This is a genomic window from uncultured Albimonas sp. (assembly GCF_963977235.1).
Classification (GTDB): Bacteria; Pseudomonadota; Alphaproteobacteria; order Rhodobacterales; family Rhodobacteraceae; genus Albimonas.
On the sequence record NZ_CAXBOD010000022.1, the window covers coordinates 36,565 to 59,252 of the forward strand.

The window sequence follows — 22,688 nt, forward strand, 5'->3', positions numbered from 1 at the left end:
GCGCCTCGTCACCAGAAAACTGGGGGTCGACAGGCATGAACACGGTCGCGCGTTTCCCGGGCGCGCGGCGCCCGGGCCTTGCCCGCCAGCCCTGCAGGGCGCGCCCTCAGATGGCGCGGTCCAGCGCCTCCCAATACGGCGCGCGGATCTTGCGCTTGAAGATCTTGCCGGTGTCCTCGCGCGGCAGGCTGTCCTCGAACACCACCTTGCGGGGGATCTTGTAGGAGGCGAGCGCGCCCTTCAGCGCCTCGGTCAACCCCGCCTCGGTCAGGCGCGCGCCCGGGTCGGGCTGCACGTGGGCGCAGACCACCTCGCCATAGGCCTCGTCGGGGATGCCGAAGACGGCACAGTCGGCGACGCCGGGGATCTTGTGGATCTCGGCCTCGATCTCGGCCGGGTAGACGTTGGTCCCCCCGAAGATGATCATGTCCGAGGCCCGACCCGAGAGATACAGGAACCCCTCCGCGTCCAGATATCCCATGTCGCCCGGCGCCAGCAGCCCTCCGGCGCGGCCCGTCGCCCGCCGCTTGGCGTCGTCGCCGTGATAGGTGAAATCGGCGTAGACCACCCGGCGCGAGACGATCTCGCCGCTCTCGCCCGGGGGCAGCGGGTTGCCGTCGGCGTCGTGGATCTCGATCTCGCAGCCGGGCAGCGCGCGGCCGACCGTGCCGGGGTGGGCCAGCCATTCCTCGGCCGTGCAGAAAGCCACGGCGCCCAGCTCGGTCGAGCCGTAGTGCTCGGTGATCACCGGGCCGAACCAGTCGATCATCGCGCGCTTCACATGCGGCGGACAGGGCGCGCCCACGTGGTTGACGCTGACCAGCGAGGAGACGTCGTGCGCGGCCTTCGTCTGCGCGTCCAGCGCCAGCAGCCGCACGAACATGGTGGGCACCATCAGCGCGTGGGTGATGCGGCTTTCCGCGATGCGCCTCAGCACCCGCTCGGCGCGGAAGCGCGGCTCGACCACCAGGTTGCCGCCCATACCGTAGACGCCGAACAGCCAGCCGTTGGGGGAGGAGTGATAGGCCGGCCCCGGGATCAGGAACACCGCCTCGCTCATCCGGTCCTGCCAGCCCTCGAGCCCGCCGACGATGCGCAGCATCTCGCCAGAGGCCTCGGTCTGCTCGGGCGTCGGCGGCGCCCGGCGCACGCCCTTGGGGTTCCCCGTGGTGCCGGAGGTGTAGATCATCGAGCCGGGGGAGACGGCGAAGGGCGGCTGCATCTCGGCGTTCGCGGCCACGAACGCCTCCCAGCGCTCCACGCCCTCGGGGACGGCGGCGGTCGCCTCGTCCACCGAGTAGTCCTCGCGGATCGCGGGCGGGGTGGGGGCGGCCAGCACCCGCGCGCCCGGCGGGATCGCGCCCTGCGCGCGGCGCAGCAGGTCGGCGTGGGCCACCACCACCAGCGCGCCGCAGTTGTCGAGGACGTAGCGCACCTCCTCGGTCGTGTTGTGCCAGTTCACCGGCACCACGTAGGCGCCCACGAGGCCGGCGGCGAGCGTCGCCTCGATGAACTCGAAGCTGTTGCGCATCAGCACGGCGACCACGTCGCCCTCGGCCACGCCCATGGCGCGGAACCCGGAGGCGGCGCGACGGGCCTGCGCGTCGATCTCGGCGTGCGCGCGCGTCTCGTCCGCGATGCGGACCCAGGGTCTGGGTGCGGTCATGATCTCCTCCCGCGCCCGGCCGTCGCGATTGGGGGCTGCGCGCGGGCGGGCCGGGCGGCGCCGCGCGGGGGTCCGCGTCGGGGTCTCAGCGGCCGGTGAACACCGGCTCGCGCTTCTCGAGGAAGCTTTTCACGCCCTCGCGGTGATCCTCGGTGTCGAACAGGCGATAGATCGTGTCGATCGCCCAGGAGCCGACCTCCCGCGGGTCGCCATAGGCGGTGCGGCGCAGGCCCTCCTTCATGCAGCGGAGCGCCAGCGGCGGGTTGCCGGCGATGCGGGCGGCCAGCGCCTCGGCCTCGGGCAGCAGCGCCTCGTGGGGGACCACGCGGGAGACGAGGCGGTAGTCGAGCGCGGTCTGCGCGTCGATCACGTCGCCGGTATAAAGCAGCTCGGCCGCCCGCTCCGGCCCCACGATGGCGGGCAGGCGCAGGAGGCCGCCGACATCGCAGATCAGGCCGCGGCGGATGAACAGCTCGGCGAAGACCGCCTTTTCCGAGGCGATGCGGATGTCGGCGTAGAGGGCGAGCTCCATCCCCCAGCCCACGGCCGAGCCGTTGACCGCCGCGATCACCGGGACCGGGCACTCCATCGCCGCCATCGCGGCGGGGGTCGGCGGGCGCTTGGCGAGCGTCGAGGGGGGCTTCTTCTCGCCCGTCATCATCTCCTTGACGTCCTCGCCCGCGCAGAACGAGGGGTCGGCGCCGGTGACCAGCACGCAGCGCGTCTCGGGGTCGGCCGAGGCGCGGCGGAAGGCGGCCTCGAGCTCGTCGTAGGCCTCCCGGTTCAGCGCGTTGCGCCGGTGCGGCCGGTTGAGCGTGATGCGCGCGACGTGGTCGCGCAGCTCGTAGATCAGGGTGTCGAAACCGGGCGCGGCTCCGTCCATGGCGTCGTCTCCTCCCCGCGGTTCCGTCCGCGTCCGCGGCGGTCCGTCGTTGGTCGTCCGGGTCGCCCGGGCATCGGGCGAAAGATCCGTGGGGGGGGGGCGGGCCGCGACGCCGCCCCCGCCCGCAGGGGGCGAGGGCGGCGGCTGCGATGTCTCCTCCCCTTCGGGGCGTCGCCGATCGTCGCCGGCGTTGGTCAGGCGACAGTATTAGCTAGTCAGTTAAACAGCAATCTCTCAATCGCGCGGGGCGGGGCCTGGCGGAGGAAGGATGCGGTCCTCGACCAGGCGGGCGAACCATTCGGCGAACATGTCCTCGGTGTCCTGGCAGGCGTCGAACCCGGCCTGGCGGATCTTGATGGTGCTGACGATCCAGGGGTCGCGCGGGCGCTTGCCGCCATGGGCCATGACCCGGTCGGCATAGTGATGCGACTCCCCCAGGAAGGCCGAGAGCGGGGGGGCGCGCAGGTCGTGGCGGGCCCGGATCCGGTCCCAGGCCTCGGCCTGCGCGGGCAGCCAGGCGGCGAGCTCCAGCGGCTCGGGCGCCGCCGGGGCATGGCCCAGAGCGCGCGCGATCGAGGGCCAAAGCTGATGCCAGTCGGCGACGTCGCCGTTGGCCACGTTGAAGATCTCGTTGGCCGCCGCGGGGGCCTCGGCGGCCCAGAGCAGCGCCTTGGCCACCAGGCGGGAATCCGCCGCCTCCCACAGGTAGGCCGGGCCGCCGGGGAAGCCGAAGGGGCGCCCCTGCTCGGCGCACAGCGCCGCAAAGACCCCCAGCACCGGCGCGATGTTCATCGCCGAGCCGACCGCGCCGCCGAACACCACCTGCGGGCGCAGGATGGTCCAGGACCAGGGCGCGCGCTCGGCCGCCGCGCGCAGGTGATCTTCCTGCAGCCAGTAGAAGTTGGGGTGGTCGTCGCGGGGCCACCGCTCCTTGGCCGGGATCGGCATGGTGCGCCGGATGTGGCCGCCGTAGGCCTTGGTCCCCTGCAGGATCGAGACGTGGCGCAGCCCCGCGGCCGCCTCCGTCAGCGGGTCGAGGAAGTTGGCGAACATCGCCCGGTTGGTCTCCATCTGCCCCGGATCGAGCCAGCCCGCCACCAGCCCCGGCAGTTCGTAGAGCGCGGCGTAGACCGCATGCGTGACGTCGCCCAGTTGCCCGATGGCCGCCGCGCAGGCCGCGCGGTCGTTGAGGTCGAGGGCCAGGTGCGTCACCCCCGGCAGCGCCGGCGGAGGCCGGCGGCAGATGGCGGTGACCCGCCAGCCGGCGGCGGCGAAGGCCTCGACCGCGGCCGAGCCGACCACGCCGGCCCCGCCCGCGATGACCACATGCGTCATGAACAACTCCCCTGTCGCGGCGCCCTCCGCGACGGGGGCGCGCTGTTGGACGCCGCCGCGAGCACCGGCACGAGCACCGGCGCGAGGTCCCGCGCGACCGACACGATTCTCGTTGCAACGTCGGGCGAGATGCTAAGGTCCCCCCAAGGTCGAATCAATTAAACGGCCAATTAAGGGAGGAACATGATGACCCGCATGCTCGGGACGAGTCTGCTCGTCGCCGCCGCGGTCTTCGCCGCCGGGGCGGCCTGGGCCCAGGACACGGTCAAGGTCGGCGCGATCTTTCCGCTTTCGGGCGGCGCCGGTCCCCAGGGCCAGCACATCTCCGAGTCCCTCGACGCCATGGCCACGATGATCAACGCCGACGGCGGCGTGATGGGCCGCCAGATCGAGATCCACATCCGTGACGACGAATCCACGCCCGCGGTGGGCGTCTCCCGCGCCAACGAGTTGATCGGCGAAGGCGTCGAGGTGATCATCGAGGGCTGGAACAGCCCCGTGACGCTTGCCATGCAGCCGGTGATCAGCCGGGCCGGGATTCTCGACATCACCGCGATCTCGAAGGCCGACCCGATCCTCTCGGGCGAGGGCAACCCGCTGGCGATCCGCTTCAACAGCTCCAACGCGCTCGATGGCGCGGTGATCGCGAAGTACATCGTCGACAACGGCGCCAAGCGCATCGCCTTCCTCACCGAGAACGACGCCTACGGCAACGGCGCCCAGGCCTCGATCGAGGCCGAGCTCGACGCGCTGGGCCACGATTATGAGCTGGTGGCGGTGGAGAAATTCCCCTTCGACCAGGCCGACTTCCGGGTGCCGCTGTCGACCGTGAAGGCCGCGAACCCCGAGATCACCGTGGCGATCAACGCCAACGAGGGGCTGGGCATGCCCGCCCTGATCCGCCAGGCCTCGCGCTCGCGCCTGCCGGGCACGCTGGTCTCGGCGGTGGGCACCGTGGCGCCCAGCGTGATCGAGGTCGCGGGCGCCGCAACCAACGGCGTGGTCGGGGCCGACATCTACTTCCCCGAGATCGAGCCCTTCGCCTCGAACCCCGTCAACCAGGCCTTCGTGGCCAAGCTGCAGGAGATGCACGACCGCACGCCCGACAAGTACATGGCGCTGGCGGCCGCGGCCCTGCAGGTCTGGGCGATGGCGGTCGAGGAGGTGGGGTCCTTCGAGAAGGAGGCCGTGGCCAACCGCATCCGCGGCGGCTCCTTCACCGGCACGCTGCTGGGCGACATCTCCTTCCAGGCCAACGGCCAGCTCGACTCCAACCACTACCTGTTCGTGGTCGAGGACGAAAAGATGGTGGTCGAGCAGTAAGCATGACGCCATCGGACTCCGCAGCCCCCGCGCTGCAGGTCGAGGGGCTGCGGGTCGCCTTCGGGGCGCTCAAAGCCCTCGACGACGTGTCATGGCAGGTGAGGCCCGGGGAGATCCTGGGCATCATCGGCCCCAACGGCGCAGGCAAGAGCACCTGCTACAACGCCGCCACCCACCTGGTGCGCCGCGAGGGCCGCGTGACCCTGAGGGGCGAGGACGTCACCCACGTCCCCGCCCATCGCCTCGCGGCCCTCGGCCTGCGCCGGGCCTTCCAGCAGAACGCCTTTTTCGGCGACCTGACGGTGCTCGAGAACATGGCCGCCGTCCTGCAGGACGAGCGGGGGGCGAGCCTCGCGCGCGCCGTCTTCCGCCCCTTCGCCACCCGACGGGACGCCATCGAGACCCGCAAGGCCGCCGCGCAGGCGCTCGAGCGGATGGGCGTGCCCGCCCGCTACCACGACGCCTACCCCGGCGAGGCGCCCTATGGCGTGCAGCGGATGCTGTCGATCGCGCTCGCCAACGGTTCCGGCGCGCAGATCCTGATGCTGGACGAGCCGGCCGCGGGCCTCGGCGGCGCCGACATGGCCCAGCTGGTGACGTTGCTGCAGTCGCTGCGGGCCGAGGGCATGGCCCTCGTCGTCATCGAACATCACATGGACCTGATCATGAGCGTCACCGACCGGATCGTCGTGCTCGACCAGGGGCGGATGATCGCGAACGGCCCGCCCGAGGAGGTCCGCCGCGACCCCGCCGTCCTGGAAGCCTACCTGGGGCGCAGCGCATGAGCGCGCCGGTTCTGGAGGCAGACGGGCTGGAGGTCCGCTACGGCGGCAACCTCGCCCTCTCGGTCGAGCATCTCTCCATCGCGCAGGGCGAGCTGGTGGGCGTGATCGGCGCCAATGGCGCAGGCAAGTCGACGCTGGTCAACGCGCTGGCCGGCTGGTCGCGCGGGGAGCCGAAGGCGAGCGGCACGGTGCGCCTCGATGGGCGCGACGTCTCGGGCCTGCGGACGCCCGACCGGGTGAAGGCGGGGCTGCTGCTGATCCCCGAGTCCCGGCTGATCTTCGCGACGCTCAGCGTGGACGAGAACCTCGCCCACGCCGCCCACCCCCGCCACGCGCAGGGGCGGCGGTCCTATTCCACCGACGAGATCTTTGACCTGTTCCCCAACCTCGCCTCGCGGCGCGGGCATCTCGGCGGCCAGCTCTCGGGCGGGGAGCGGCAGATGCTGGGGATCGCCCGGGCGCTGCGGCTGGCGCCCCGGGCGCTGATGCTCGACGAGCCCTCGATCGGCCTCGCGCCGCGCCTGGTCTCGACGGTGCTCGAGACGATCCGGGCGCTGGTCGACGACGGGCTGACGGTGCTGCTGGTCGAGCAGAACGTGAAGGCGACGATCCCCGTGGTCGACCGCCTGGTGCTGCTGGAGCGGGGGCGGATCCTCGCGCAGGGGCCGACCGCGCAGATGCAGGACGACCCGCGCATCGCGGAAGCCTACCTGGGAGGGGGCGCGCCATGAACTTCGCGCAGCAGGCGCTGAACGGGCTGATCCTGGGCCACGCGTTCGCGCTGATCGCCATCGGCTGGACGGTGCTTCTGGGCACGGCCAAGCTGGTCAACTTCGCCCACGGCCAGATGTACATGATCGGGGCCTTCGTGGCCTGGTTCGTGATGGCCGCCTGGGGGCTGCCCTACCTGATCGCCGTCCCCGCCGCGATGCTGGCGGGCGTGATCATCGGCTGGATCATGCAGGCGACCCTGCTGCGGCTGACGATCAAGCAGGATCTCGTCTCGATCATGATCGTGACGCTGGGCTTCGGGCACCTGCTCGAGGGGGTGGCGGGGCTGTCCTTCGGCTCCACCGGGCAGATCCTGGACACGCCGCTGTCGCTGCTCGACATCTACATCGGCGATTTGTGGATCACCTGGCAGGACGTGGCCATCGTGATCGTGACCATCGTGGTCTTCATCGCCCTGAAGCTGGTGCTGGAGCGCTCGCGCCTCGGCCGGCTGGTGCGGATGGTGGCCGAGGATCCCAAGCTCGCGCAGCTCGCGGGCGTCGACGTGCGCCGGGTCTACCTCGGGGTCTTCGCCTTCGAGGGGGCGGCGGTGGCGCTGGCCGCGGCGGTGGTGGCGCCGCGCACGCCGATCCTGACCTCGATGGGCTTTCAGGAGGTGATCATCACCTTCGTGGTGGTGGTGCTGGGCGGCATCGGCAGCGTCACGGGCAGCTACCTCGCGGGGCTGGGCCTCGGCTTCTTCACCGCCTTCTTCGGCGCCTATGTCAGCCAGGCCTACGCGACTGCGGCGATGTTCGGCGTGCTGATCGTGGTGCTGGCGCTGCGGCCCGGCGGCCTCGCCGCCCGCGCGGGAGGGCGCTGAGATGCTGCGCGCGCTCCTGTTTCCCGCCCTCGCGCTGATCGCGCTGGCCGGTCCCTGGCTGCTGGGGGGCGGGGCGGCGGTGTTCTCGGCCTTCGTGCTGATCGCGATCTTCGCAACCATGGCCTACGGGCTCGACGTGATCGTCTCCGACCTGGGCGAGGTCAGCCTCGCCCATCCGGTGTTCTTCGCCTGCGGAGCCTACGCCACCGCGATCTCGACCACGCGGCTGGGCTTCGGCCCGGTCGAGAGCCTGGCCCTGACCGTGCTGGCCGCGCTCGCCCTCGCCGCGGTGATCGGGCTGGTGACCCTGCGCCTGCGGGAGTTCGTGTTCTCGCTCGTCACCTACGCGGTCACCGTGGTGGCGATGACGGTGGCGGCGAACTGGGCGTTCCTGGGCGGCTCGGACGGGATCAGCGGCATTCCGCTGTTCGAGATCGCCGGCTGGCAGGCGCGCACCGACCGCGACCTCTGGCCCGTCGCCTGGGTCCTGCTGATGGCCGCGATCTACCTCGTCGACGCCTTCCGCCGCTCGGGCCTGGGGCAGCGGGCGATGACCGTGCACCTGAACCCCGAGCTCGCGACCATGTCGGGCATCGATCCGCTGCGCACGCGGCTGCAGGTGTTCCTGGTCTCGGCCCCGATCACCGCGGGGGCCGGGTGGCTCTACGCCTACCAGAGGGCCTATATCTCGGCCGACGTGCTGGAGACCTACTTCCTGATCCTGATGCTGACCGCCGTGGTGCTGGTGGGGCGGCGGCTGCTGCTGGCGCCGCTGCTGGGGGTCGGGCTGATCCTGATGCAGGAGAAGTTCTTCTCCTTCGGCGGCTATGTCGACAGCATCGTGCTGGGCGGCGCGCTGATCGTGGTGCTGTCGTTCCTGCCGGGCGGGCTTGCGGGCCTCGCCGGCAGCGGGCTGCGCCTGCTGCGGCGACGCAGGGCCTGAGGGCGGGGCGCGGCCTGAGGGCGGGCGCGCGCCCCGCCGCTCGACCGCAGGCGGCCGGGGAGTGCCCCCCCGGCCGCGCCACCGCCTATCGCATGTTGTCGGGCAGCGGGATGAACTCCTCGCCGTCGCCCGGCGGCAGGGCGAAGCGGCCGTGGGCGAAGTCGCCCTCGGCCCAGGCGCGCTTGGCCTCGGCGATCCGCTCGGGCGAGGAGGCCACGAAGTTCCACGAGATGTAGCGCGGTCCGTTCAGCGTCTCGCCGCCCAGCGCCATCAGCCGGGCCCCCTGCTCGCCGGCCTTCAAGGTGATGCGGTCGCCAGGGCGGAAGACCATCATCCGGCCGGCCTCGAACCGCTCGCCCGCCACCTCGACCGCGCCCTCGACGATGTAGACGCCGCGGTCCTCATGGTCGTCAGGCAGCGGGACCGAGGCGCCGGGCGCCAGCCCCACGTCGGCATAGAAGGTCTCGGTGAAGGTCTTCACCGGGGCCTTCGCGCCCCAGGCGGTCCCCAGGATCAGGGGGGTCGAGACGCCGCCGTCCTCGAGGAAGGGCAGCGCCTCCTTGCCATGGTGTTCGAAGGCGGCGCCCATGTCCTCGGCCTCGTCGGGCAGCGCCACCCAGGTCTGGATGCCGAACAGTTCGCCCGGCTTGCGGCGCATCGCCTCCGAGGTCCGTTCGGAGTGGGTGACCCCCTGCCCCGCGATCATCCAGTTGACCTCGCCGGGATAGACCATCTGGTCGGCGCCGGTGGAGTCGCGGTGATGGAACTCCCCCTTGTAGAGGTAGGTGACGGTCGCGAGCCCCGTGTGCGGGTGCGGGCGCACGTCGATGCCCCCGCCGGTGAGGAACTCGGCCGGGCCCATCTGGTCGAAGAAGATGAACGGGCCGACCATCTGGCGCCTGGGCGCGGGCAGCGCGCGGCGCACCTCGAAACCGCCGAGATCGCGGGCCCGGGGCACGATCAGCGTCTCGATCGCGTCGAGCCCGCCGCCCGCTGGGCAGTCGGGGCTCTGGGAGGGATTCCAGCTCATGGCGTGTCCTTTCGAGGGAAGGGGGAGGCGCGGGCGACCCGCGCCCCCGGGCGGCCTCAGGCCGGGAGGTCGAAGAAAAGATAGGCCCCCTCGGAGGCCCAGAGCAATTCGGGCGGCGTCTCCTCGAGCTGGAGCCCGTCGCCCGCGACCAGCCGCTCGGCCTCCATGGTTCCAAAGCCCTCGACGAGCTGCACGAAGCCCTTGCGGCCGGGGCCGAGATCGAAGCGCGAGCGGGCGCCCTCCTGCGGGCGGCCCCACCAGACGCGCACGTCCGAGCCGAGCCTCAGCGCCCCCTCCCCGTCGCCGGAGGCGAGCAGGTGCGGCCCCGCCCCTTCGGGCAGCCGGGCGCGGGCATAGGCGGGATCGCCGCCGCGCAGGCGGGGGACCAGCCAGATCTGCAGCGCCTTGGCAGCCTCGTCGGGCGAGGGGTTGACCTCGGAGTGGGTCACCCCGGACCCCGCGCGCATCAGTTGCGCCTCGCCCGCGCCGATCTCCTCGACATGGCCCATGTCGTCCTCGTGGCGCAGGCGGCCCTTGAGCACCAGCGTCAGAACGTCGATGTCGGCATGGTCGTGGGCCGGAAAGCCCGCGCCGGGGGCGATGCGGTCCTCGTTCAGCACGCGCAGACGGCCGTGGCCCATGCGCATCGGGTCGTGGAACCCGCCGAACGAGAAACTGTGGAACGCGTCGACCCAGCCCAGCCGGCTGCGGCCGCGGTTCATGCTCTCATGGATCAGGACGGTCATCGGTCTCTCCCAGGAAGGCGGCCAGGGCCGAAAGCTCTTCGGGCCGGATCTCGTGCCCGCCGGCGTGCATCGCGAGGCGGGTCCGCGCCCCCTGCGCCTGGAACCAGGCCTCGAGCGTGCGGGTCGCCGAGGCGGGCGCGATCGGGTCGCGCGCGCCGGCGCCGATCAGCACCGGGACGCCGGCCAGCCCCGGCTGGGGCGCCGGCGTCCAGGGGATCAGCGGGTGCAGCAGGGCCAGGCGGCCGAACAGGCCCGGCGCCTCGAAGGCCATGGCGGCCAGGATGTTGGCGCCGTTGGAATAGCCAAGGCCCCAGGCCGGCGCGTCGGGGTGCTCGGCGCGCCGGGCCTCGACCCAGCCGATCAGCGCGTCGCGCCGGGCGCGCAGGTCGTCCATGTCATAGACGCCCTCGGCCCTGCGGCGGAAGAACCGCGCGGCGCCGTGCTCGGAGACCTCTCCGCGGGGCGCGATCACGCCGGCCTCGGGGGCGAGGCGGGCGAGCAGCTCGGCGAACTGGCTCTCGTCCCCGCCGGTGCCGTGGAAGGCGAAGACCAGCGGCGCGCCGGGGCGCCGGGGCGGGCGGATCAGCGCGATGCGCCCGTCCACGGTCCCGATGCGGTCGGAGGCGGCGATGTCGGTCATGGCTCGGGTCTCCTGTCTCGGGAGGGGGCGGAGGGGGGGGCGTCCCCCCTCCGCAAGGGTCAGGCGTCGAGCGGCTCGAGGATCTCCTCGAGCTGCGGGCGAAGCCGCTCGTGCTGGCGGGGCAGCTTCAGGGCGGCGCCCAGCGTCTCGGGCGTCTCGTCGCGGTCGAAGCCGGGCTCGGCGGTCGCGATCTCGAACAGCACCCCGCCGGGAGTGCGGAAGTAGATCGCCCAGAAGTAGTCCCGGTCGATCGGCGGCGTGATCCGCGCGCCGGCCGCGGTCAGGATCGCCCGCGCCTCGTCCTGCGCCGCCCGGTCGGGGACCGAGAAGGCGACATGGTGGACCGAGCCCGCGCCCTCGATCGCGCGGGGCGCGTCGGGCGCCGCGAGCAGGTCCACGACATCCGCGCCGTTGCCCTGAGGCATCCGCAGCCGGGTCCGCGCGCCCTCGACCCCCTCGACCGCGTAACCCATCGCCTCGAGCAGCGCCTGCGTGGGGGCGGTCTCGCGCAGGGTCAGGGTCACGCCGTGGAAGCCGCGGATGGCATGGGCGGCCTCGATCCCGCCGCCGGTCCAGCCCACGCGCGGGTCGCCCGTCGTCTCGATCAGCGCGATGCCCTCGCCGTCGGGGCCGGCCAGGGTCAGGCCGGTCTCGCCAAAGGGCCCCTCGCGGCGACGATGCGGAACGCCGTGGGCGGCAAGGCGCTCGGCCCAGGCCTGCGTCGCCCCCTCGGGGATCGCGTAGGCGACCTCCGAGGCCGCGCCGGCCCCCGGCGTTCCCTTGCCGATGCCGGCGAAGGGGAAGTAGGTGATCGCCGTGCCCGGACGTCCCAGCTCATCCCCGTAATAGAGGTGATAGGTGTCGGGCGCGTCGAAGTTCACCGTCTTCTTGACCCGCCGCAGTCCCAGCGTCCGGGTATAGAACTCATTGTTCGACCGCGCGCCCGAGGCGAGCGCCGTCACATGGTGCAGACCGTCGATCTTCATCGCGTCATCCTCCGGTTCGCGGCGCCGGGTGGGTCCGGCCGCCGGCCTGACCGGAAAGATGGGGGATGACAGGCGCTGCGATAACAGGAATAAATCGGCGAACATAATTGCGATTTCAGGAACGATCCGATGCCCGGAGATCTTGAGACCCTGCGCGTGTTCCTCGAGGTCGCGGCGCAGGAGAGCTTTGCCGCCGCCGCCCGGCGCCTCGGGATCAGCCCGCCTGCCGCCACCCGCGCGGTGGGCGCGCTCGAGGATCGGCTGGGGGTGCAGCTGTTGCTGCGCACCACGCGCCGGGTCTCGCTGACCGCGGCGGGGGCCGCCTATGCGGCCCGCGTGCGCCCGCTGGTCGAGGGGCTCGAGGCCGCGGCCGAGGACCTGCGCGCCGAGGCCGGCGCGCTGACCGGGCGGCTGCGGATCAACGCGCCGCTCTCGCTCGGCCGGCGCCTGTTGCCCGAGGCGATCGCGACCTTCCGCCAGGCCCATCCGGGCGTCGAGTTCGCGGTCACCCTGACCGACCGCCTGATCGACGTGATGACCGAGCCCGCGGATCTGGCGGTGCGCATCTCCGGCCAGCCCTCGGACAAGCTGACGATCTGGCGGCGGATCTGCCCGGTGCGGCGCTGCATGGTCGCCTCGCCCGGGCTGCTGGCGCGCGAGGGGCGGCCGCGCGATCCCGGCGACCTGGCCGGGCGGGCCCTGCTCGGCCACGGCCCCGATGCGGGTCCCGAGGTGTGGGAGCTGAGCCAGGGCGCCCGCCGGATGCGGGCGACCGCGGGAACCCCGGTCGCGGCGAACAACGGCGAGCTGATCGCCGATCTCGCCGCCCGCGGCCAGGGCGTCGCCCTGCTGCCCCGGTTCATGGTCGAGGACGGCCTGCGCACGGGCGCGCTGGAGGAGATCCTGCCGGAATGGGAGGCGCCGCCGCTGTGGCTGACCCTCTACTACCCGCCCTACGACCGTCTGCCGAGCCGGGTCGCGGCCTTCTCCGACTTCTTCGAGACCCATGTCACGCAGACCCGCCCGGTCTGACGCCGCGCCCTCGCCCCCGACTTCGCGTTCGTCCGGGGGCTTGACGGCGGCCGGTTTCCTCCGGCAACGAAACCCGGCGCCCGCGGCAGGCGCCCCGGACACGGAGGACCCCAGGCGTGACGCCCCAGGCGCCGACACCGCCCGATCCGGCCCCGCTTGTGGTGGTGGTCGAGGACGACGCCGCCATGCGCGCGGCGATCGACTCCCTCCTGCGCTCGGTGGGGATCGAGACGCGCCTTTTCGCCTCGGGCGCGGCCCTGCTCGAGGGGCCGATGCCCGCGGGCGCCGGCTGCCTCGTCGCCGACGTGCTGATGCCGGGGATGACCGGGCTCGAGCTGCAGGCCCGGCTCGCCGAGCAGGGCTGCATCGTGCCGATCGTCTTCGTCACCGGCTACGCCGACGTGCCCATGGCGGTGCGCGCGGTGCAGGCGGGCGCGCTCGACATGCTGGTCAAGCCGTTCCGCGACCAGGAGCTGCTGGACGTCGTCCAGCGGGCGCTGGCCCGGCACGAGACGCGCCTGCAGACCGAGCGGGAGATGACGGCGCTGCGCGCGCGCCAGGCCTCGCTCACCCCGCGCGAGCAGGAGGTGATGGGCCTGGTCGCCGAGGGGCTGATGAACAAGCAGATCGCGGCGCGGCTGGGCGTCGCCGAGGTCACGGTGAAGATGCACCGGGCGGCCATGCTCAGGAAGATGTCCGCGCGCTCGGTGGTCGAGCTCGTGCGCATGGCGGCGACGCTGGAACGCGGCGAGCCCTGAGGCGCGGGGGCGAGGCGGCGCCTATCCCCAGGGATAGGGCGCCCCCCCGGTTCGGCTGAGCCATCGGTCCGAGGGTCCAGCTGCCCCCGGCGCGGGGCGCGGCCTATTCTGGCGGCAACGGTCCATCGCCCGGAGGTCGATAGGTGCAGCGCCAGGTCCTGATCGCAGAGTCCGAAAAGGCGGTCGCCGTCCGCCTGCTGGCCGACGCCGAGGCCGCGCTCGACCGCGACCTGCGCCAGGCGCGCCGGTGCCTGCGCCGGCTCGCCGCCCTGATCGAGGCGCCTTCCCCCCCGGCCAACGCCGCAGCCTGGCTGATGGACCGGCGCCGCGCCGCCGACGGCGACGCGGATGGGCCCGAGGCTGATGGGCCCGAGGCGTATGCGAACGTCGCGGACGGGCGCGAGGCGGGCGGCGTTGCGGGCGGAGTCGGGGCCGGGATCGTGCGCGGCGGCCTGGCGCCCTGGCAGCTGCGTCGGGTCGAGCGCTGCGTCGAGGCGGGCCTCGACGCGCCGATCACCGTGGCCGATCTCGCCGGCGAGGTGCGGCTGAGCGAGGGGCATTTCTGCCGCGGTTTCAAGGTCAGCACCGGCGAGACCCCCCACGGCTTCATCGTCCGTCGGCGCCTCGCGCGCGCGCAGCATCTGATGCTGACCACGGACGAACCGCTGAGCCAGGTCGCCATGCTGTGCGGGATGAGCGACCAGGCCCACCTGACCCGGCTGTTCCGCCGTCATCTGGGAACCACGCCGCTGACCTGGCGGCGCACCTACCGTCAGGAGGGCTGAGCCCCCCGCTCCATCGCCGGGAGCGAGACGTGGAAGGCCGCGCCGTGGGGGCGGTTCCGCTCGGCCCGGATCCGGCCGCCAGCGGTCTCGACGATGGTGCGGCAGAACATCAGGCCCACCCCCATCCCGCCGGGCTTGGAGGTGTAGAACCCCGTGAACAGCCGCGCCTCGTGGTCGGCCGGCAGCCCCACGCCGGTGTCGCGCACCGCGATGGCGACCGAGTCGCCCTCCCGCGCGCTGGCGATGGACAGGATGCGCGGGCGGCTGGTGACCGCGCACATCGCCTCGATCGCGTTGCGCTGCAGGTTGACCAGCACCAGCTGCAGCTTCAGCGGGTCCATCAGCACCGGCGGCAGGTCGGGGGCCAGCGCGACGCGGACCTCGACCCGGTCGAGCCCGGCTTCCGCCCGGCAGCGGGCGGTCGCCTCCTCGATCATCGCGTTGACGTCGAGCGCGGCGCGAACCGCGTCGTCGCGCCGGAAGGCGCCGCGGACCGCGTCGATCACCTGGCCGGCGCGCTCGTCCACCGCCAGGATCCGCTCGAGCGCCGCGGCCGCCTCGGCGGGGTCGGGAGGGTCGCGCCGCAGCCAGCGCAGGCCCGCGGCCGCATCCAGGCCGATGCTGGCCAGCGGCTGGCGCAGCTCATGGGCCAGCGCGCCCGAGATCGCCTCGACCAGCGTCAGGCGGCTTTCGCGGGCCCGACGCTCGGCCAGCACGGCGCGGGCGTGGCGGGCATAGAGGCGGGTTGCGCTTGCCAGCAGGGCCACCAGCACGACGCTCGCGGCCACCAGGCCGAACAGCCGCCCCGCCCACCAGCCCAGCGACAGCCGGGCGCCGCCGGCCAGCCAGGCGAGCAGCACGATCTCGATGACCAGCGAGACCAGCGCCACGATCAGCCACAGGTCCAGCAGCGAGAGGCGGCGGCGCGCCAGCGCCAGGATCGCGGCCACGCAGATCGCCAGCGCCGCGGGCGGCACCACCTGCCACAGGGCCGAGGGCCGCATCGCGTCGCGCATGAACGGCGGCAGCGGCAGGTCGGTGAACAGCACCGCCCAGCCGAAGACCGCGACGAGCGCCGTCACCGCGGCCGCCGTCGCCGCGGCGGCGCGGGCCGGGCGCTGCGCGCGGGGGGCGGCCCGGCCGCGCGGCCACAGGGCGTAGGCGAGCACGAACAGCGGGAACCCCAGCCGGTTGACCGCCGCCACCGTCGCGGTGGCGTTCAACCGCCAGTCCTGCGTCAGCGCCGGGATCGCGCCGGGAAAGGACACGCCCCAGGGCACGATCATCAGCCCGGCGAACAGGTAGCCCGCCGCCAGCGTCAGCAGCGGACGCGAGGCCTGCGCCGCATGCAGCGCCAGCAGCAGCGCCGCGGTCAGCGTCTGGCAGATCAGCGCCGCGGCGAAATAGGCCGGCACCAGCGCCGCGGTCCCCGGCAGGGGCGTTCCGGCGAAGGGCGCGGTCGCCAGCAGGGCCGCGACCAGCAGCGCGACGACGCCGCCGGCCAGACGCAGGTCCGACCGCTCCGGCGCCTCGGTCGAGATCAACAGGACCAGCTCGTCCCCGGACGCGGAGACTGCGGAGGGGGAGGCTGCGGAGGGCGCGCCGCCGCGCGCGTCGAGGGTCATGGCGCCGCCCGATCCACAACCCGCCAGTCATCAAACCGCCCGGCCTCAACTCGCCAGGCGGCCCGCGGCTCTGCGGCGCGGGGCGCCGCCGGCCGCCCGCCCGGCGCGAACACGCGGGGCCTGCGGGGGCCATGCGGCCCCGATCCCAGGGGGCCGCCCAGCGCGTCGGCCGGTCGCGCAGCCTCGCGGAACGCCGGGCCGGACCGCACGGGGCCGCGCCGCGCGACGCCCTCGCGCTGGCCCTGATGAGGTTCCTGCCGACCCATGCCGCCCTCCGCTGCCGCCGCCCTGGCCGACGCCATGGCGCGGGCATGCTACACCGGGTCGGAGCGCGGCGTCATCGCGGCGGATTCGGGCGAGGCCGAACCGGGCGGCAAGCCCGGGGGGATCCTGCCCGGGCCCCGACAGGGCCCGGGGGTCCGACAGGCCGGCCGGGGCCGCGCCTCGCGCGCGCCGACGACCCCCGGCCTACTCGGCCCGCAGCCGGCGCGCGGCGTCGATCAGCTGGGCGAGGCTCGCCGCGGCCATCTTCGCCATCACCCGGGCGCGGTGGGCCTTCACCGTCGCCTCGGACAGGCCCATCGCCGCGGCCGCCTGCCGGTTCGACTCGCCCGAGACGATGCGCGCCATCACCTCGCGCTCGCGCTCGCTCAAGCTCGCCTCTGCGCGCCGGATCAGGTCGAGCTCCGCCCGCGCCCGCCGGCGAAGAACGTCCTCGGCGAGCGCCCGGTTGCACGCCTCGATCAGATCGGCGGGGCGCACGGGCTTTGGCAGCACGTCCAGCGCCCCCGCCTTCATCGCCTGCACCGCCATCGGCACGTCGACATGACCGCTCATGAACACGACCGGCGTGTCCCGGCCCGCCTCGCGCAGCTGCGCCAGGAAGGCCAGGCCGCTGCGCCCGCGCAGGCGGATGTCGAGCAGCAGGCAGCCGGGGGCGTCCAGCCGCCCGGCCGCGGCGAACGCCTCGGTCGAGGGATAGGTCTCGACCCGCAGGCCCACCGAGCGCAGCAGCCCTTCGGCCGCCTCGCGCACGTCCGCGTCGTCGTCGATGACAAAGACGGTCGGCGCGGAGGCCGGCTCATCGCCCATGCGCGCGAGCGGGGGTCGTTGTCACGTCGTTCGCTCCTCCCTCGGATCGTCGCCGCGCCCGGACGCGCGCGATCGACCTCTTCTTGTGCCGCGGCGGGGCCGAAGAGTCTTGTCGCGAAAGCCTCGCGCCTCAGCGGCCGGGGGGCGCGGGCCCCCGCAGCAGCGCCTCGGCCGCGCCCAGCGCCACCAGCAGCCAGGCCCCGGCAAGGCCCAGATGCTCGAAGAAGGCGTTGGCCGCCATCGCGCGCTCGGGGCCCGGCGGCAGCTCCCACCAGCGCAGGGCGAGGGCGGTGGCGGCCAGGGTGAACAGGCCCAGCGCCGCCGCCGCCGGCCGCCGGAAGCGGCCGCTGAGCACCAGGCCCGAGGCGACAAGCTCGAACACGATCACGCCGGCGGCGAAGAGCGTCTCGGGCGCCAGGCCGAAATGCGCCATCTCGGCTCGCGCGCCCTCGAAATCGAGCAGTTTGGCCACCGGCCCCTGCACATAGGCCGCGCAGAGGCCGGCGAGCCCCAGGAACACCAGCGCGCGCCGCGCGGCGTCAGGGGCGGGGGAGGTCGCGCCCATCGCTCAGACCGCCCAGCAGGCGCAGCCGAGCGCGCCCCAGAAGGCCTTGAGGTCGCGCGCCGGCACGCCGCCGGTCCAGGCCCTGGCGTGGTCGTGGCCGTGCACGGCGCAGGCGCTCGAGCAGCCGCAGCCCGAGGCCGCGGCCCGCGCCACCGCCCCGGCCGCGCCCGGCGCCTTCCAGCCGGCATAGCCGCCAAAGCCGTTCACCGGCGACCAGTCGGGCATCGCCGGCGGCGGGCCGCCCGCATCGAGCGCGGCGAACGCCCCCTTGGCGAAGACCACCCGCCCGCCGACCATGGTCAGGTCCGAGGTCAGCTCCGCGATCTCGGCCGTGGGAACCGCGAAATAATCCCGGTCGGGCGCGATCAGATCGGCGAGCATGCCCGGCGCGATCCGCCCCCGCCGCCCCTCGTCGCCGCTGAACCAGGCCACGTTCTCGGTCCACATCCGCAGCGCCTCCGTGCGGTCGAGGCGGTTGCGCTCGGGCGTCAGGGTCAGCCCGCCGACGGTGCGCCCCGAGACCAGCCAGCTGAGCGAGACCCAGGGGTTGTAGCTCGCCACCCGCGTGGCGTCGGTGCCCGCCGAGGTGCGCACGCCGCTCTCGAGCATCCGCTTGACCGGCGGCGTCGCCTCGGCGGCTTTCGGGCCATAGCGCTCGACGAAGAACTCGCCCTGGTAGGCCATGCGGTGCTGCACCGCGACCCCGCCGCCCAGCGCCGCGATCCGGTCGATGGACCGCTCCGAGATCGTTTCGGCGTGATCGAAGAACCAGTTCAGGCCCGAGAGGGGGATGTCGCGGTCCACCCGCTCGAACACGTCCAGCGCGCGGGAGATGGTCTCGTCATAGGTTGCGTGCAGGCGCCAGGGCCAGCGGTTCTCGGCCAGGATCCGCACCACCTCCTCGAGCTCGCCCTCCATCTCGGGGGCGAGGTCTGGGCGGGGCTCGCGGAAATCCTCGAAGTCGGCGGCCGAGAACACCAGCATCTCGCCCGCGCCGTTGTGGCGGAAATAGTCGTCGCCCTGGCGATACCTGACCGACTTCGTCCAGCGCAGGAAGTCCGCCGTCTCCTCCTTCGGCTTCTGGGTGAAGAGGTTGTAGGCGAGCCGCACGGTCAGCTCGCCATCGGCATGCAGCTTCTCGATGACCTCGTAGTCCTCGGGATAGTTCTGGAAACCGCCGCCGGCGTCGATCACGCCGGTGATCCCCAGCCGGTTCAGCTCGCGCATGAAATGGCGGGTGGAGTTGAGCTGGTATTCGGGCGGCAGCTTCGGCCCCATGGCGAGCGTCGCGTAGAGGATCGCGGCGTTGGGTCTGGCGATCAGCAGGCCGGTGGGGTCGCCGTTCGCGTCGCGCTGGATCTCGCCGCCCGGCGGGTTGGGCGTGTCGCGGTCATAGCCCACCGCGCGCAGGGCGGCGCGGTTCAGCAGGGCGCGGTCGTAGAGGTGGAGCAGGAACACCGGCGTGTCCGGGGCTGCGGCGTTGATCTCGTCGAGCGTGGGCAGGCGCTTCTCGTCGAACTGGCTCAGCGTGAAGCCGCCGACCACACGCACCCATTGCGGGGGCGGGGTGATCGCCACCTGGGCGCGCAGCATCGCCATCGCGTCCGACAGGCTGCGCACCCCGTCCCAGCGCAGCTCGAGGTTGAAGTTCAGCCCGCCGCGGATGACGTGGGTGTGGTTGTCGATCAGGCCCGGCAGGACGCGGCGGCCCTGCAGGTCGATGCGCTCGGTCTTCGGGCCGGCAAGCGCCAGGATCTCGGGGTCGGGCCCGGTCGCCTCGATCACGCCGTCGCGGATGGCCAGCGCAGTGACCTCGGGCGCCGCGGGATCGAGGGTGGTGACGCGGCCGTTCAGCAGGATCAGGTCGGGATGCATGGGGGCGCTCCTGGAGCTCAGCCGCGGCTGTCGGGGGACGAGGTCGGGTCGCAGCCGCGCTCGGAGGCGGCCTCGCGGGGGGCGCCCGCGGGGGCGGCTTCGGGAGGCTCGCGGCGGGGGGCGTGGACGCTGGGCAGCTCGCCGAACAGGTGGTTCAGGCAGGCGGCGGGCACGCGGCGCTCGGCGGCGGCGGTCTTCGCCTCGGCCCCGATCCAGCGGACCAGCGGCATCGCCTGCTCGCCCAGCAGGATCCCCAGCAGCCCCACCAGCGCCACGACGGGCGGCGCCGGCGAGCGGACCTGGAGCAGGCTGTAGATCACCCCCACCAACAGGCCGCAGCCAAGGGATATCAGGTACATCTTCATTTCGGATCTCCTGCTCGGGTCGGGGGCGGGCGGCGGTCCTGCGGAGGCAGGCCGATCAGGTGGCGGACGACGGGCGGCGCCTCGCCCTGGTGCCAGCGACGGGCGGCCACCTGCATGTCGGCCTGGAAGCCCGAGGCGCGGGCGTGCTGGCGCAGGTGCTCGGCCCAGCTCTCGACCATGAACCACTCGACGATGCGCTCGGGGTCGGCGGCGTCCTCGCTCACGCCCCAGGCGTAGGCGCCGTCGCGGCGGCGCACGGGAGCGAGGCGGGCCATGGCGTCGCGGAAGGACGCGCGGTCCCCCGGCGCCACGCGGTATTCGATGGTCACCAGCACCGGGCCGCGGTCATGGGCGACGGCCTCGGCGACGGCGGGCTCGGGCCAGTGGTTGGAGGGCGAGAGGTCGTCGTCCCCCGAGGGCAGCGGCAGACGCCGGGCGATCAGCGCCGAGACGACCAGCCCCGCCGCCGCCGCCAGCAGCGCCCCGCGCAGCCCGATGCCCGAGGCGACCGCCCCCCAGCCGAGGCTGCCCGCGGTCATCGCGCCGTTGAACACGGTCAGGTAGACCGCAAGCCCCCTGCCCCGCACCCAGTTCGGCAGCACCCCCTGCGCCGTGCCGCTGAGCGTGGTCAGCGCCGCGATCCAGGCCGCGCCGACGACCAGCGCCAGCGCGAGCCCTCCCAGCCTGCCCGGCCCCATCGCCAGCAGCGCCATCACCGGCGCCACCACCAGGGCCGAGCCCAGCAGGATGGCGTCGTTGTCGAAGCGCCGGCGCAGCGCCGGCAGCACGAAGGCGCCCCCGATCGCGCCCGCCCCGACCGCGCCCAGGATCATGCCGTAGAACCCCGCGTCCCCGCCCAGGAGATCGCGCGAGACCAGCGGCATCAGCGCCCAGATCGCGGCCCCGAAGGGAAAGAACATCGCCGCCCGCAGCAGCGTGCGCCGCAGCTCGGACGAGGCGCGGGCATAGCGCAGGCCGGCGCGGAAGGCGCCGGGAAAGCGCTCGGCGAGCCCGTCGTCGGCGGTCGCGGGGCGCTTCCACCACAACAGCGTGGCGATCACGAACACATAGCTCGAGACATCGGCCAGATACGTCGCCCCCGCCCCCAGCGTCGCCAGCAGCAGCCCCCCCAGCGCCGGCCCGATAGAGCGCGAGATGTTCACGCCCAGCGAGTTCAGCGCCACCGCGCTCTTGAGCTGCGGACGCGAGACGAGCTCGGGCACGATCGATTGCCAGACCGGCCCCATCAGCGCCGCCCCCACGCCCGCCACGAAGGTCAGGGCGACCAGCAGCGGCAGGGTCAGCGCGCCCGACCAGGCCAGCAGCGACAGCGTCAGGCTCGCCGCGGCCATCAGCAGCTGGATGCCCAGCAGCAGCCGCCGGCGATCGATGATGTCGGCGAAGACGCCCGCCGGCAGGGCCAGCAGGAAGGCCGGCGCCGTGGCCGCCGCCTGCACCATCGCGACCGAGAGGGGCGAGCCCCCCAGCTCGGTCGCCATCCAGGCGCTGGCCACGTCGCGCATGAACGAGCCGGCGTTGCCGATCACGGTCGCGATCCACAGCGCCGCGAAGACCCGCTCGCGCAGCGGCGCGAAGGCGCTGTCGGCGGCGGGCGGCGGGGAGGACGAGGCGGGCGGCTCCACGCGCGAGGTCATCGGGTCGCCTCCCCATCCTGCGTCCCGGCCGGGGCCTCATCGGGCGTCCCGGCCGGGGCCTCATCGGGCGTCCGGCCCGGCGTACCATCGGGCGTCCCGCCCGGCGTCGGGTCGAGCGTCGAGGCGACCTGCACGCGCATGCCCGGGCGGAACAGCTCGCGCGGGTTGGGGAGGGTGGCGCGCACGGTCACCATGCCGGTGTCGGGATCGACCGTCGCCTCGGTGTAGCCGGGCCGCAGCGGGCCCGCGACCAGCGCGCCGCCGGCGGCCCGCACGATCAGCGACATCCGGGGATAGATCGCGTCCAGGTCGTCCTCGCCCGCGGCCTTCAGCGTCGCCAGACGCTCGTCATAGGGCACCTCGTAGGCGACGATGACCGGATCGAGCGCCACGATCTCGGCCAGCGGCGGACCCTCGGCGGCCTCGACGAAGGCGCCTAGCTCGACCAGCGGGCGGCCGATGCGCCCGGAGATCGGGGCGCGCAGCACGCTGCGCTCGAGACGCAGGCGGGCGGCGGACTCGGCGGCCTCGGCGCGCGAGGCCTCGGCCGCGGCCACCTCGGCCCCGGCCCGGGCCGCGTCGATCCGGGAGATCGAGGCGACGTCGCGCCGGCCCAGCTCCTCCATCCGTTTCGCCTCGGCGGCGGCCAGCCGGGCGCGGGCCTTCGCCGCCGTCGCCTCGGCGGTCGCGATCGCCAGGTCGAGGGCCTGGAACTCGTCGCCAAGGCGCAGCAGCGGGTCGCCCGCGCTCACCGCCTCGCCGCCGTGAAACAGGATCTCGACCACCTTGCCGTCGCGCCCGCTCGAGACCGCGGCGCGGGTCGAGGCCTCGATCCGCCCCTCGAAGCGCATCTCCTGCGCGCGCGCGGGGTCCGGCGCGAGGCCCCCCGCCGCAAGGACGAGCGCGGCGCCGAGCGGCGCGCGCAGGGATCTGCGGGGAAGGCGCATGGGCGGCGGTCCTCGATGGCTGGGAAAGGCAAAGCGGCCGCGGCGGGCGAGTCAGGCG

22 protein-coding genes are annotated in these 22,688 nt (G+C 73.6%); 8 read left to right on the forward strand and 14 right to left on the reverse strand.

From position 1 onward, the window contains the following. Positions 1-106: 106 nt before the first annotated feature. The 3 genes from AAC134_RS12235 to AAC134_RS12245 form a co-directional block, all read right to left on the reverse strand. Positions 107-1,666: an AMP-binding protein gene (locus AAC134_RS12235; protein WP_339949370.1), complete on the reverse strand. Its 1,560-nt coding sequence runs from the start codon at positions 1,664-1,666 to the stop codon at positions 107-109. An 85-nt stretch (positions 1,667-1,751) separates the two neighbouring features. Continuing rightward, positions 1,752-2,549, reverse strand: a complete 798-nt coding sequence (locus AAC134_RS12240; protein WP_339949371.1) for an enoyl-CoA hydratase-related protein — start codon at positions 2,547-2,549, stop codon at positions 1,752-1,754. A 234-nt stretch (positions 2,550-2,783) separates the two neighbouring features. Continuing rightward, positions 2,784-3,884, reverse strand: a complete 1,101-nt coding sequence (locus AAC134_RS12245) for an NAD-dependent epimerase/dehydratase family protein (RefSeq protein ID WP_339949372.1) — start codon at positions 3,882-3,884, stop codon at positions 2,784-2,786. Positions 3,885-4,070: 186 nt separating this feature from the next. Here AAC134_RS12245 and AAC134_RS12250 point away from each other — a divergent pair, with 186 nt between their 5' ends. The 5 genes from AAC134_RS12250 to AAC134_RS12270 are packed head-to-tail and all read left to right on the forward strand — an operon-like array spanning position 4,071 to position 8,529. Beyond that, positions 4,071-5,207, forward strand: a complete 1,137-nt coding sequence (locus tag AAC134_RS12250) for an ABC transporter substrate-binding protein (protein ID WP_339949373.1) — start codon at positions 4,071-4,073, stop codon at positions 5,205-5,207. A 2-nt stretch (positions 5,208-5,209) separates the two neighbouring features. Beyond that, a complete protein-coding gene (locus AAC134_RS12255) occupies positions 5,210-5,992 on the forward strand; it encodes an ABC transporter ATP-binding protein (RefSeq protein WP_339949374.1) in 783 nt (260 codons plus the stop codon). Further along, positions 5,989-6,723, forward strand: coding sequence for an ABC transporter ATP-binding protein (locus AAC134_RS12260; RefSeq protein ID WP_339949375.1), 735 nt, complete (start codon positions 5,989-5,991; stop codon positions 6,721-6,723). Before AAC134_RS12255 ends, AAC134_RS12260 begins: the two co-directional genes overlap by 4 nt. Then, positions 6,720-7,586, forward strand: a complete 867-nt coding sequence (locus AAC134_RS12265; RefSeq protein ID WP_339949376.1) for a branched-chain amino acid ABC transporter permease — start codon at positions 6,720-6,722, stop codon at positions 7,584-7,586. The genes AAC134_RS12260 and AAC134_RS12265 overlap by 4 nt, the downstream gene beginning before the upstream one ends. A 1-nt stretch (position 7,587) precedes the next feature. Next, positions 7,588-8,529: a branched-chain amino acid ABC transporter permease gene (locus tag AAC134_RS12270; RefSeq protein ID WP_339949377.1), complete on the forward strand. Its 942-nt coding sequence runs from the start codon at positions 7,588-7,590 to the stop codon at positions 8,527-8,529. Positions 8,530-8,614: 85 nt separating this feature from the next. On the opposite strand, the gene AAC134_RS12275 is transcribed toward AAC134_RS12270, so the two are convergent. Genes AAC134_RS12275 through AAC134_RS12290 form a run of 4 tightly spaced genes read right to left on the reverse strand, consistent with a single transcriptional unit; the run spans position 8,615 to position 11,931 of the window. Beyond that, the gene (locus AAC134_RS12275; protein WP_339949378.1) at positions 8,615-9,559 is read right to left on the reverse strand and encodes a pirin family protein; all 945 of its coding nucleotides are present in this window, start codon (positions 9,557-9,559) and stop codon (positions 8,615-8,617) included. Between the two features lie 56 nt (positions 9,560-9,615). Continuing rightward, entirely contained in the window at positions 9,616-10,305 is a 690-nt protein-coding gene (locus AAC134_RS12280) for a pirin family protein (RefSeq protein ID WP_339949379.1), read from the reverse strand. Next, a complete protein-coding gene (locus AAC134_RS12285) occupies positions 10,286-10,945 on the reverse strand; it encodes an alpha/beta hydrolase (RefSeq protein WP_339949380.1) in 660 nt (219 codons plus the stop codon). The genes AAC134_RS12280 and AAC134_RS12285 overlap by 20 nt, the downstream gene beginning before the upstream one ends. A 59-nt stretch (positions 10,946-11,004) precedes the next feature. Further along, complete coding sequence (locus AAC134_RS12290) at positions 11,005-11,931, reverse strand: VOC family protein (protein WP_339949381.1); 927 nt, start codon at positions 11,929-11,931, stop codon at positions 11,005-11,007. A 129-nt stretch (positions 11,932-12,060) separates the two neighbouring features. On the opposite strand from AAC134_RS12290, the gene AAC134_RS12295 reads away from it, so the two are divergent. The 3 genes from AAC134_RS12295 (at position 12,061) to AAC134_RS12305 (ending at position 14,506) form a co-directional block, all read left to right on the forward strand. Continuing rightward, a complete protein-coding gene (locus AAC134_RS12295; RefSeq protein ID WP_339949382.1) occupies positions 12,061-12,963 on the forward strand; it encodes a LysR substrate-binding domain-containing protein in 903 nt (300 codons plus the stop codon). Positions 12,964-13,079: 116 nt separating this feature from the next. After that, entirely contained in the window at positions 13,080-13,721 is a 642-nt protein-coding gene (locus AAC134_RS12300) for a response regulator (protein WP_339949383.1), read from the forward strand. A gap of 143 nt (positions 13,722-13,864) precedes the next feature. After that, a complete protein-coding gene (locus AAC134_RS12305) occupies positions 13,865-14,506 on the forward strand; it encodes an AraC family transcriptional regulator (RefSeq protein ID WP_339949384.1) in 642 nt (213 codons plus the stop codon). Here the strand turns inward: AAC134_RS12305 and AAC134_RS12310 are convergent. The 7 genes from AAC134_RS12310 to AAC134_RS12340 all read right to left on the reverse strand — a co-directional run bounded on the left by AAC134_RS12310 (position 14,494) and on the right by AAC134_RS12340 (position 22,630). After that, on the reverse strand, positions 14,494-16,131 hold the full coding sequence (locus AAC134_RS12310) for an ATP-binding protein (RefSeq protein ID WP_339949385.1): 1,638 nt from the start codon (positions 16,129-16,131) through the stop codon (positions 14,494-14,496). The two genes, AAC134_RS12305 and AAC134_RS12310, sit on opposite strands and share 13 nt — an antisense overlap. Before the next feature lie 468 nt (positions 16,132-16,599). Beyond that, positions 16,600-17,223 carry a response regulator gene (locus tag AAC134_RS12315; RefSeq protein ID WP_339949386.1) on the reverse strand — a complete coding sequence of 208 codons (624 nt, stop codon included), beginning with the start codon at positions 17,221-17,223 and terminating at the stop codon, positions 16,600-16,602. A 130-nt stretch (positions 17,224-17,353) separates the two neighbouring features. Next, on the reverse strand, positions 17,354-17,788 hold the full coding sequence (locus AAC134_RS12320; RefSeq protein WP_339949387.1) for a DoxX family protein: 435 nt from the start codon (positions 17,786-17,788) through the stop codon (positions 17,354-17,356). Positions 17,789-17,791: 3 nt separating this feature from the next. After that, positions 17,792-19,663 carry an amidohydrolase gene (locus AAC134_RS12325; RefSeq protein ID WP_339949388.1) on the reverse strand — a complete coding sequence of 624 codons (1,872 nt, stop codon included), beginning with the start codon at positions 19,661-19,663 and terminating at the stop codon, positions 17,792-17,794. Positions 19,664-19,680: 17 nt separating this feature from the next. Further along, complete coding sequence (locus AAC134_RS12330) at positions 19,681-20,028, reverse strand: DUF1427 family protein (protein ID WP_339949389.1); 348 nt, start codon at positions 20,026-20,028, stop codon at positions 19,681-19,683. Then, complete coding sequence (locus AAC134_RS12335) at positions 20,025-21,683, reverse strand: MFS transporter (RefSeq protein ID WP_339949390.1); 1,659 nt, start codon at positions 21,681-21,683, stop codon at positions 20,025-20,027. The genes AAC134_RS12330 and AAC134_RS12335 overlap by 4 nt, the downstream gene beginning before the upstream one ends. Further along, the gene (locus AAC134_RS12340; RefSeq protein ID WP_339949391.1) at positions 21,680-22,630 is read right to left on the reverse strand and encodes an efflux RND transporter periplasmic adaptor subunit; all 951 of its coding nucleotides are present in this window, start codon (positions 22,628-22,630) and stop codon (positions 21,680-21,682) included. The genes AAC134_RS12335 and AAC134_RS12340 overlap by 4 nt, the downstream gene beginning before the upstream one ends. Between the last annotated feature and the right edge of the window lie 58 nt (positions 22,631-22,688).

What these genes read in the sequence shown, in the direction of transcription:
- AAC134_RS12235 (WP_339949370.1), bottom strand. Translation starts at nt 1,666, where the DNA reads ATGACCGCACCCAGACCCTGGGTCCGCATCGCGGACGAGACGCGCGCG.
- AAC134_RS12240 (WP_339949371.1), bottom strand. Translation starts at nt 2,549, where the DNA reads ATGGACGGAGCCGCGCCCGGTTTCGACACCCTGATCTACGAGCTGCGC.
- AAC134_RS12245 (WP_339949372.1), bottom strand. Translation starts at nt 3,884, where the DNA reads ATGACGCATGTGGTCATCGCGGGCGGGGCCGGCGTGGTCGGCTCGGCC.
- AAC134_RS12250 (WP_339949373.1), top strand. Translation starts at nt 4,071, where the DNA reads ATGACCCGCATGCTCGGGACGAGTCTGCTCGTCGCCGCCGCGGTCTTC.
- AAC134_RS12255 (WP_339949374.1), top strand. Translation starts at nt 5,210, where the DNA reads ATGACGCCATCGGACTCCGCAGCCCCCGCGCTGCAGGTCGAGGGGCTG.
- AAC134_RS12260 (WP_339949375.1), top strand. Translation starts at nt 5,989, where the DNA reads ATGAGCGCGCCGGTTCTGGAGGCAGACGGGCTGGAGGTCCGCTACGGC.
- AAC134_RS12265 (WP_339949376.1), top strand. Translation starts at nt 6,720, where the DNA reads ATGAACTTCGCGCAGCAGGCGCTGAACGGGCTGATCCTGGGCCACGCG.
- AAC134_RS12270 (WP_339949377.1), top strand. Translation starts at nt 7,588, where the DNA reads ATGCTGCGCGCGCTCCTGTTTCCCGCCCTCGCGCTGATCGCGCTGGCC.
- AAC134_RS12275 (WP_339949378.1), bottom strand. Translation starts at nt 9,559, where the DNA reads ATGAGCTGGAATCCCTCCCAGAGCCCCGACTGCCCAGCGGGCGGCGGG.
- AAC134_RS12280 (WP_339949379.1), bottom strand. Translation starts at nt 10,305, where the DNA reads ATGACCGTCCTGATCCATGAGAGCATGAACCGCGGCCGCAGCCGGCTG.
- AAC134_RS12285 (WP_339949380.1), bottom strand. Translation starts at nt 10,945, where the DNA reads ATGACCGACATCGCCGCCTCCGACCGCATCGGGACCGTGGACGGGCGC.
- AAC134_RS12290 (WP_339949381.1), bottom strand. Translation starts at nt 11,931, where the DNA reads ATGAAGATCGACGGTCTGCACCATGTGACGGCGCTCGCCTCGGGCGCG.
- AAC134_RS12295 (WP_339949382.1), top strand. Translation starts at nt 12,061, where the DNA reads ATGCCCGGAGATCTTGAGACCCTGCGCGTGTTCCTCGAGGTCGCGGCG.
- AAC134_RS12310 (WP_339949385.1), bottom strand. Translation starts at nt 16,131, where the DNA reads ATGACCCTCGACGCGCGCGGCGGCGCGCCCTCCGCAGCCTCCCCCTCC.
- AAC134_RS12315 (WP_339949386.1), bottom strand. Translation starts at nt 17,223, where the DNA reads ATGGGCGATGAGCCGGCCTCCGCGCCGACCGTCTTTGTCATCGACGAC.
- AAC134_RS12320 (WP_339949387.1), bottom strand. Translation starts at nt 17,788, where the DNA reads ATGGGCGCGACCTCCCCCGCCCCTGACGCCGCGCGGCGCGCGCTGGTG.
- AAC134_RS12325 (WP_339949388.1), bottom strand. Translation starts at nt 19,663, where the DNA reads ATGCATCCCGACCTGATCCTGCTGAACGGCCGCGTCACCACCCTCGAT.
- AAC134_RS12330 (WP_339949389.1), bottom strand. Translation starts at nt 20,028, where the DNA reads ATGAAGATGTACCTGATATCCCTTGGCTGCGGCCTGTTGGTGGGGGTG.
- AAC134_RS12335 (WP_339949390.1), bottom strand. Translation starts at nt 21,683, where the DNA reads ATGACCTCGCGCGTGGAGCCGCCCGCCTCGTCCTCCCCGCCGCCCGCC.
- AAC134_RS12340 (WP_339949391.1), bottom strand. Translation starts at nt 22,630, where the DNA reads ATGCGCCTTCCCCGCAGATCCCTGCGCGCGCCGCTCGGCGCCGCGCTC.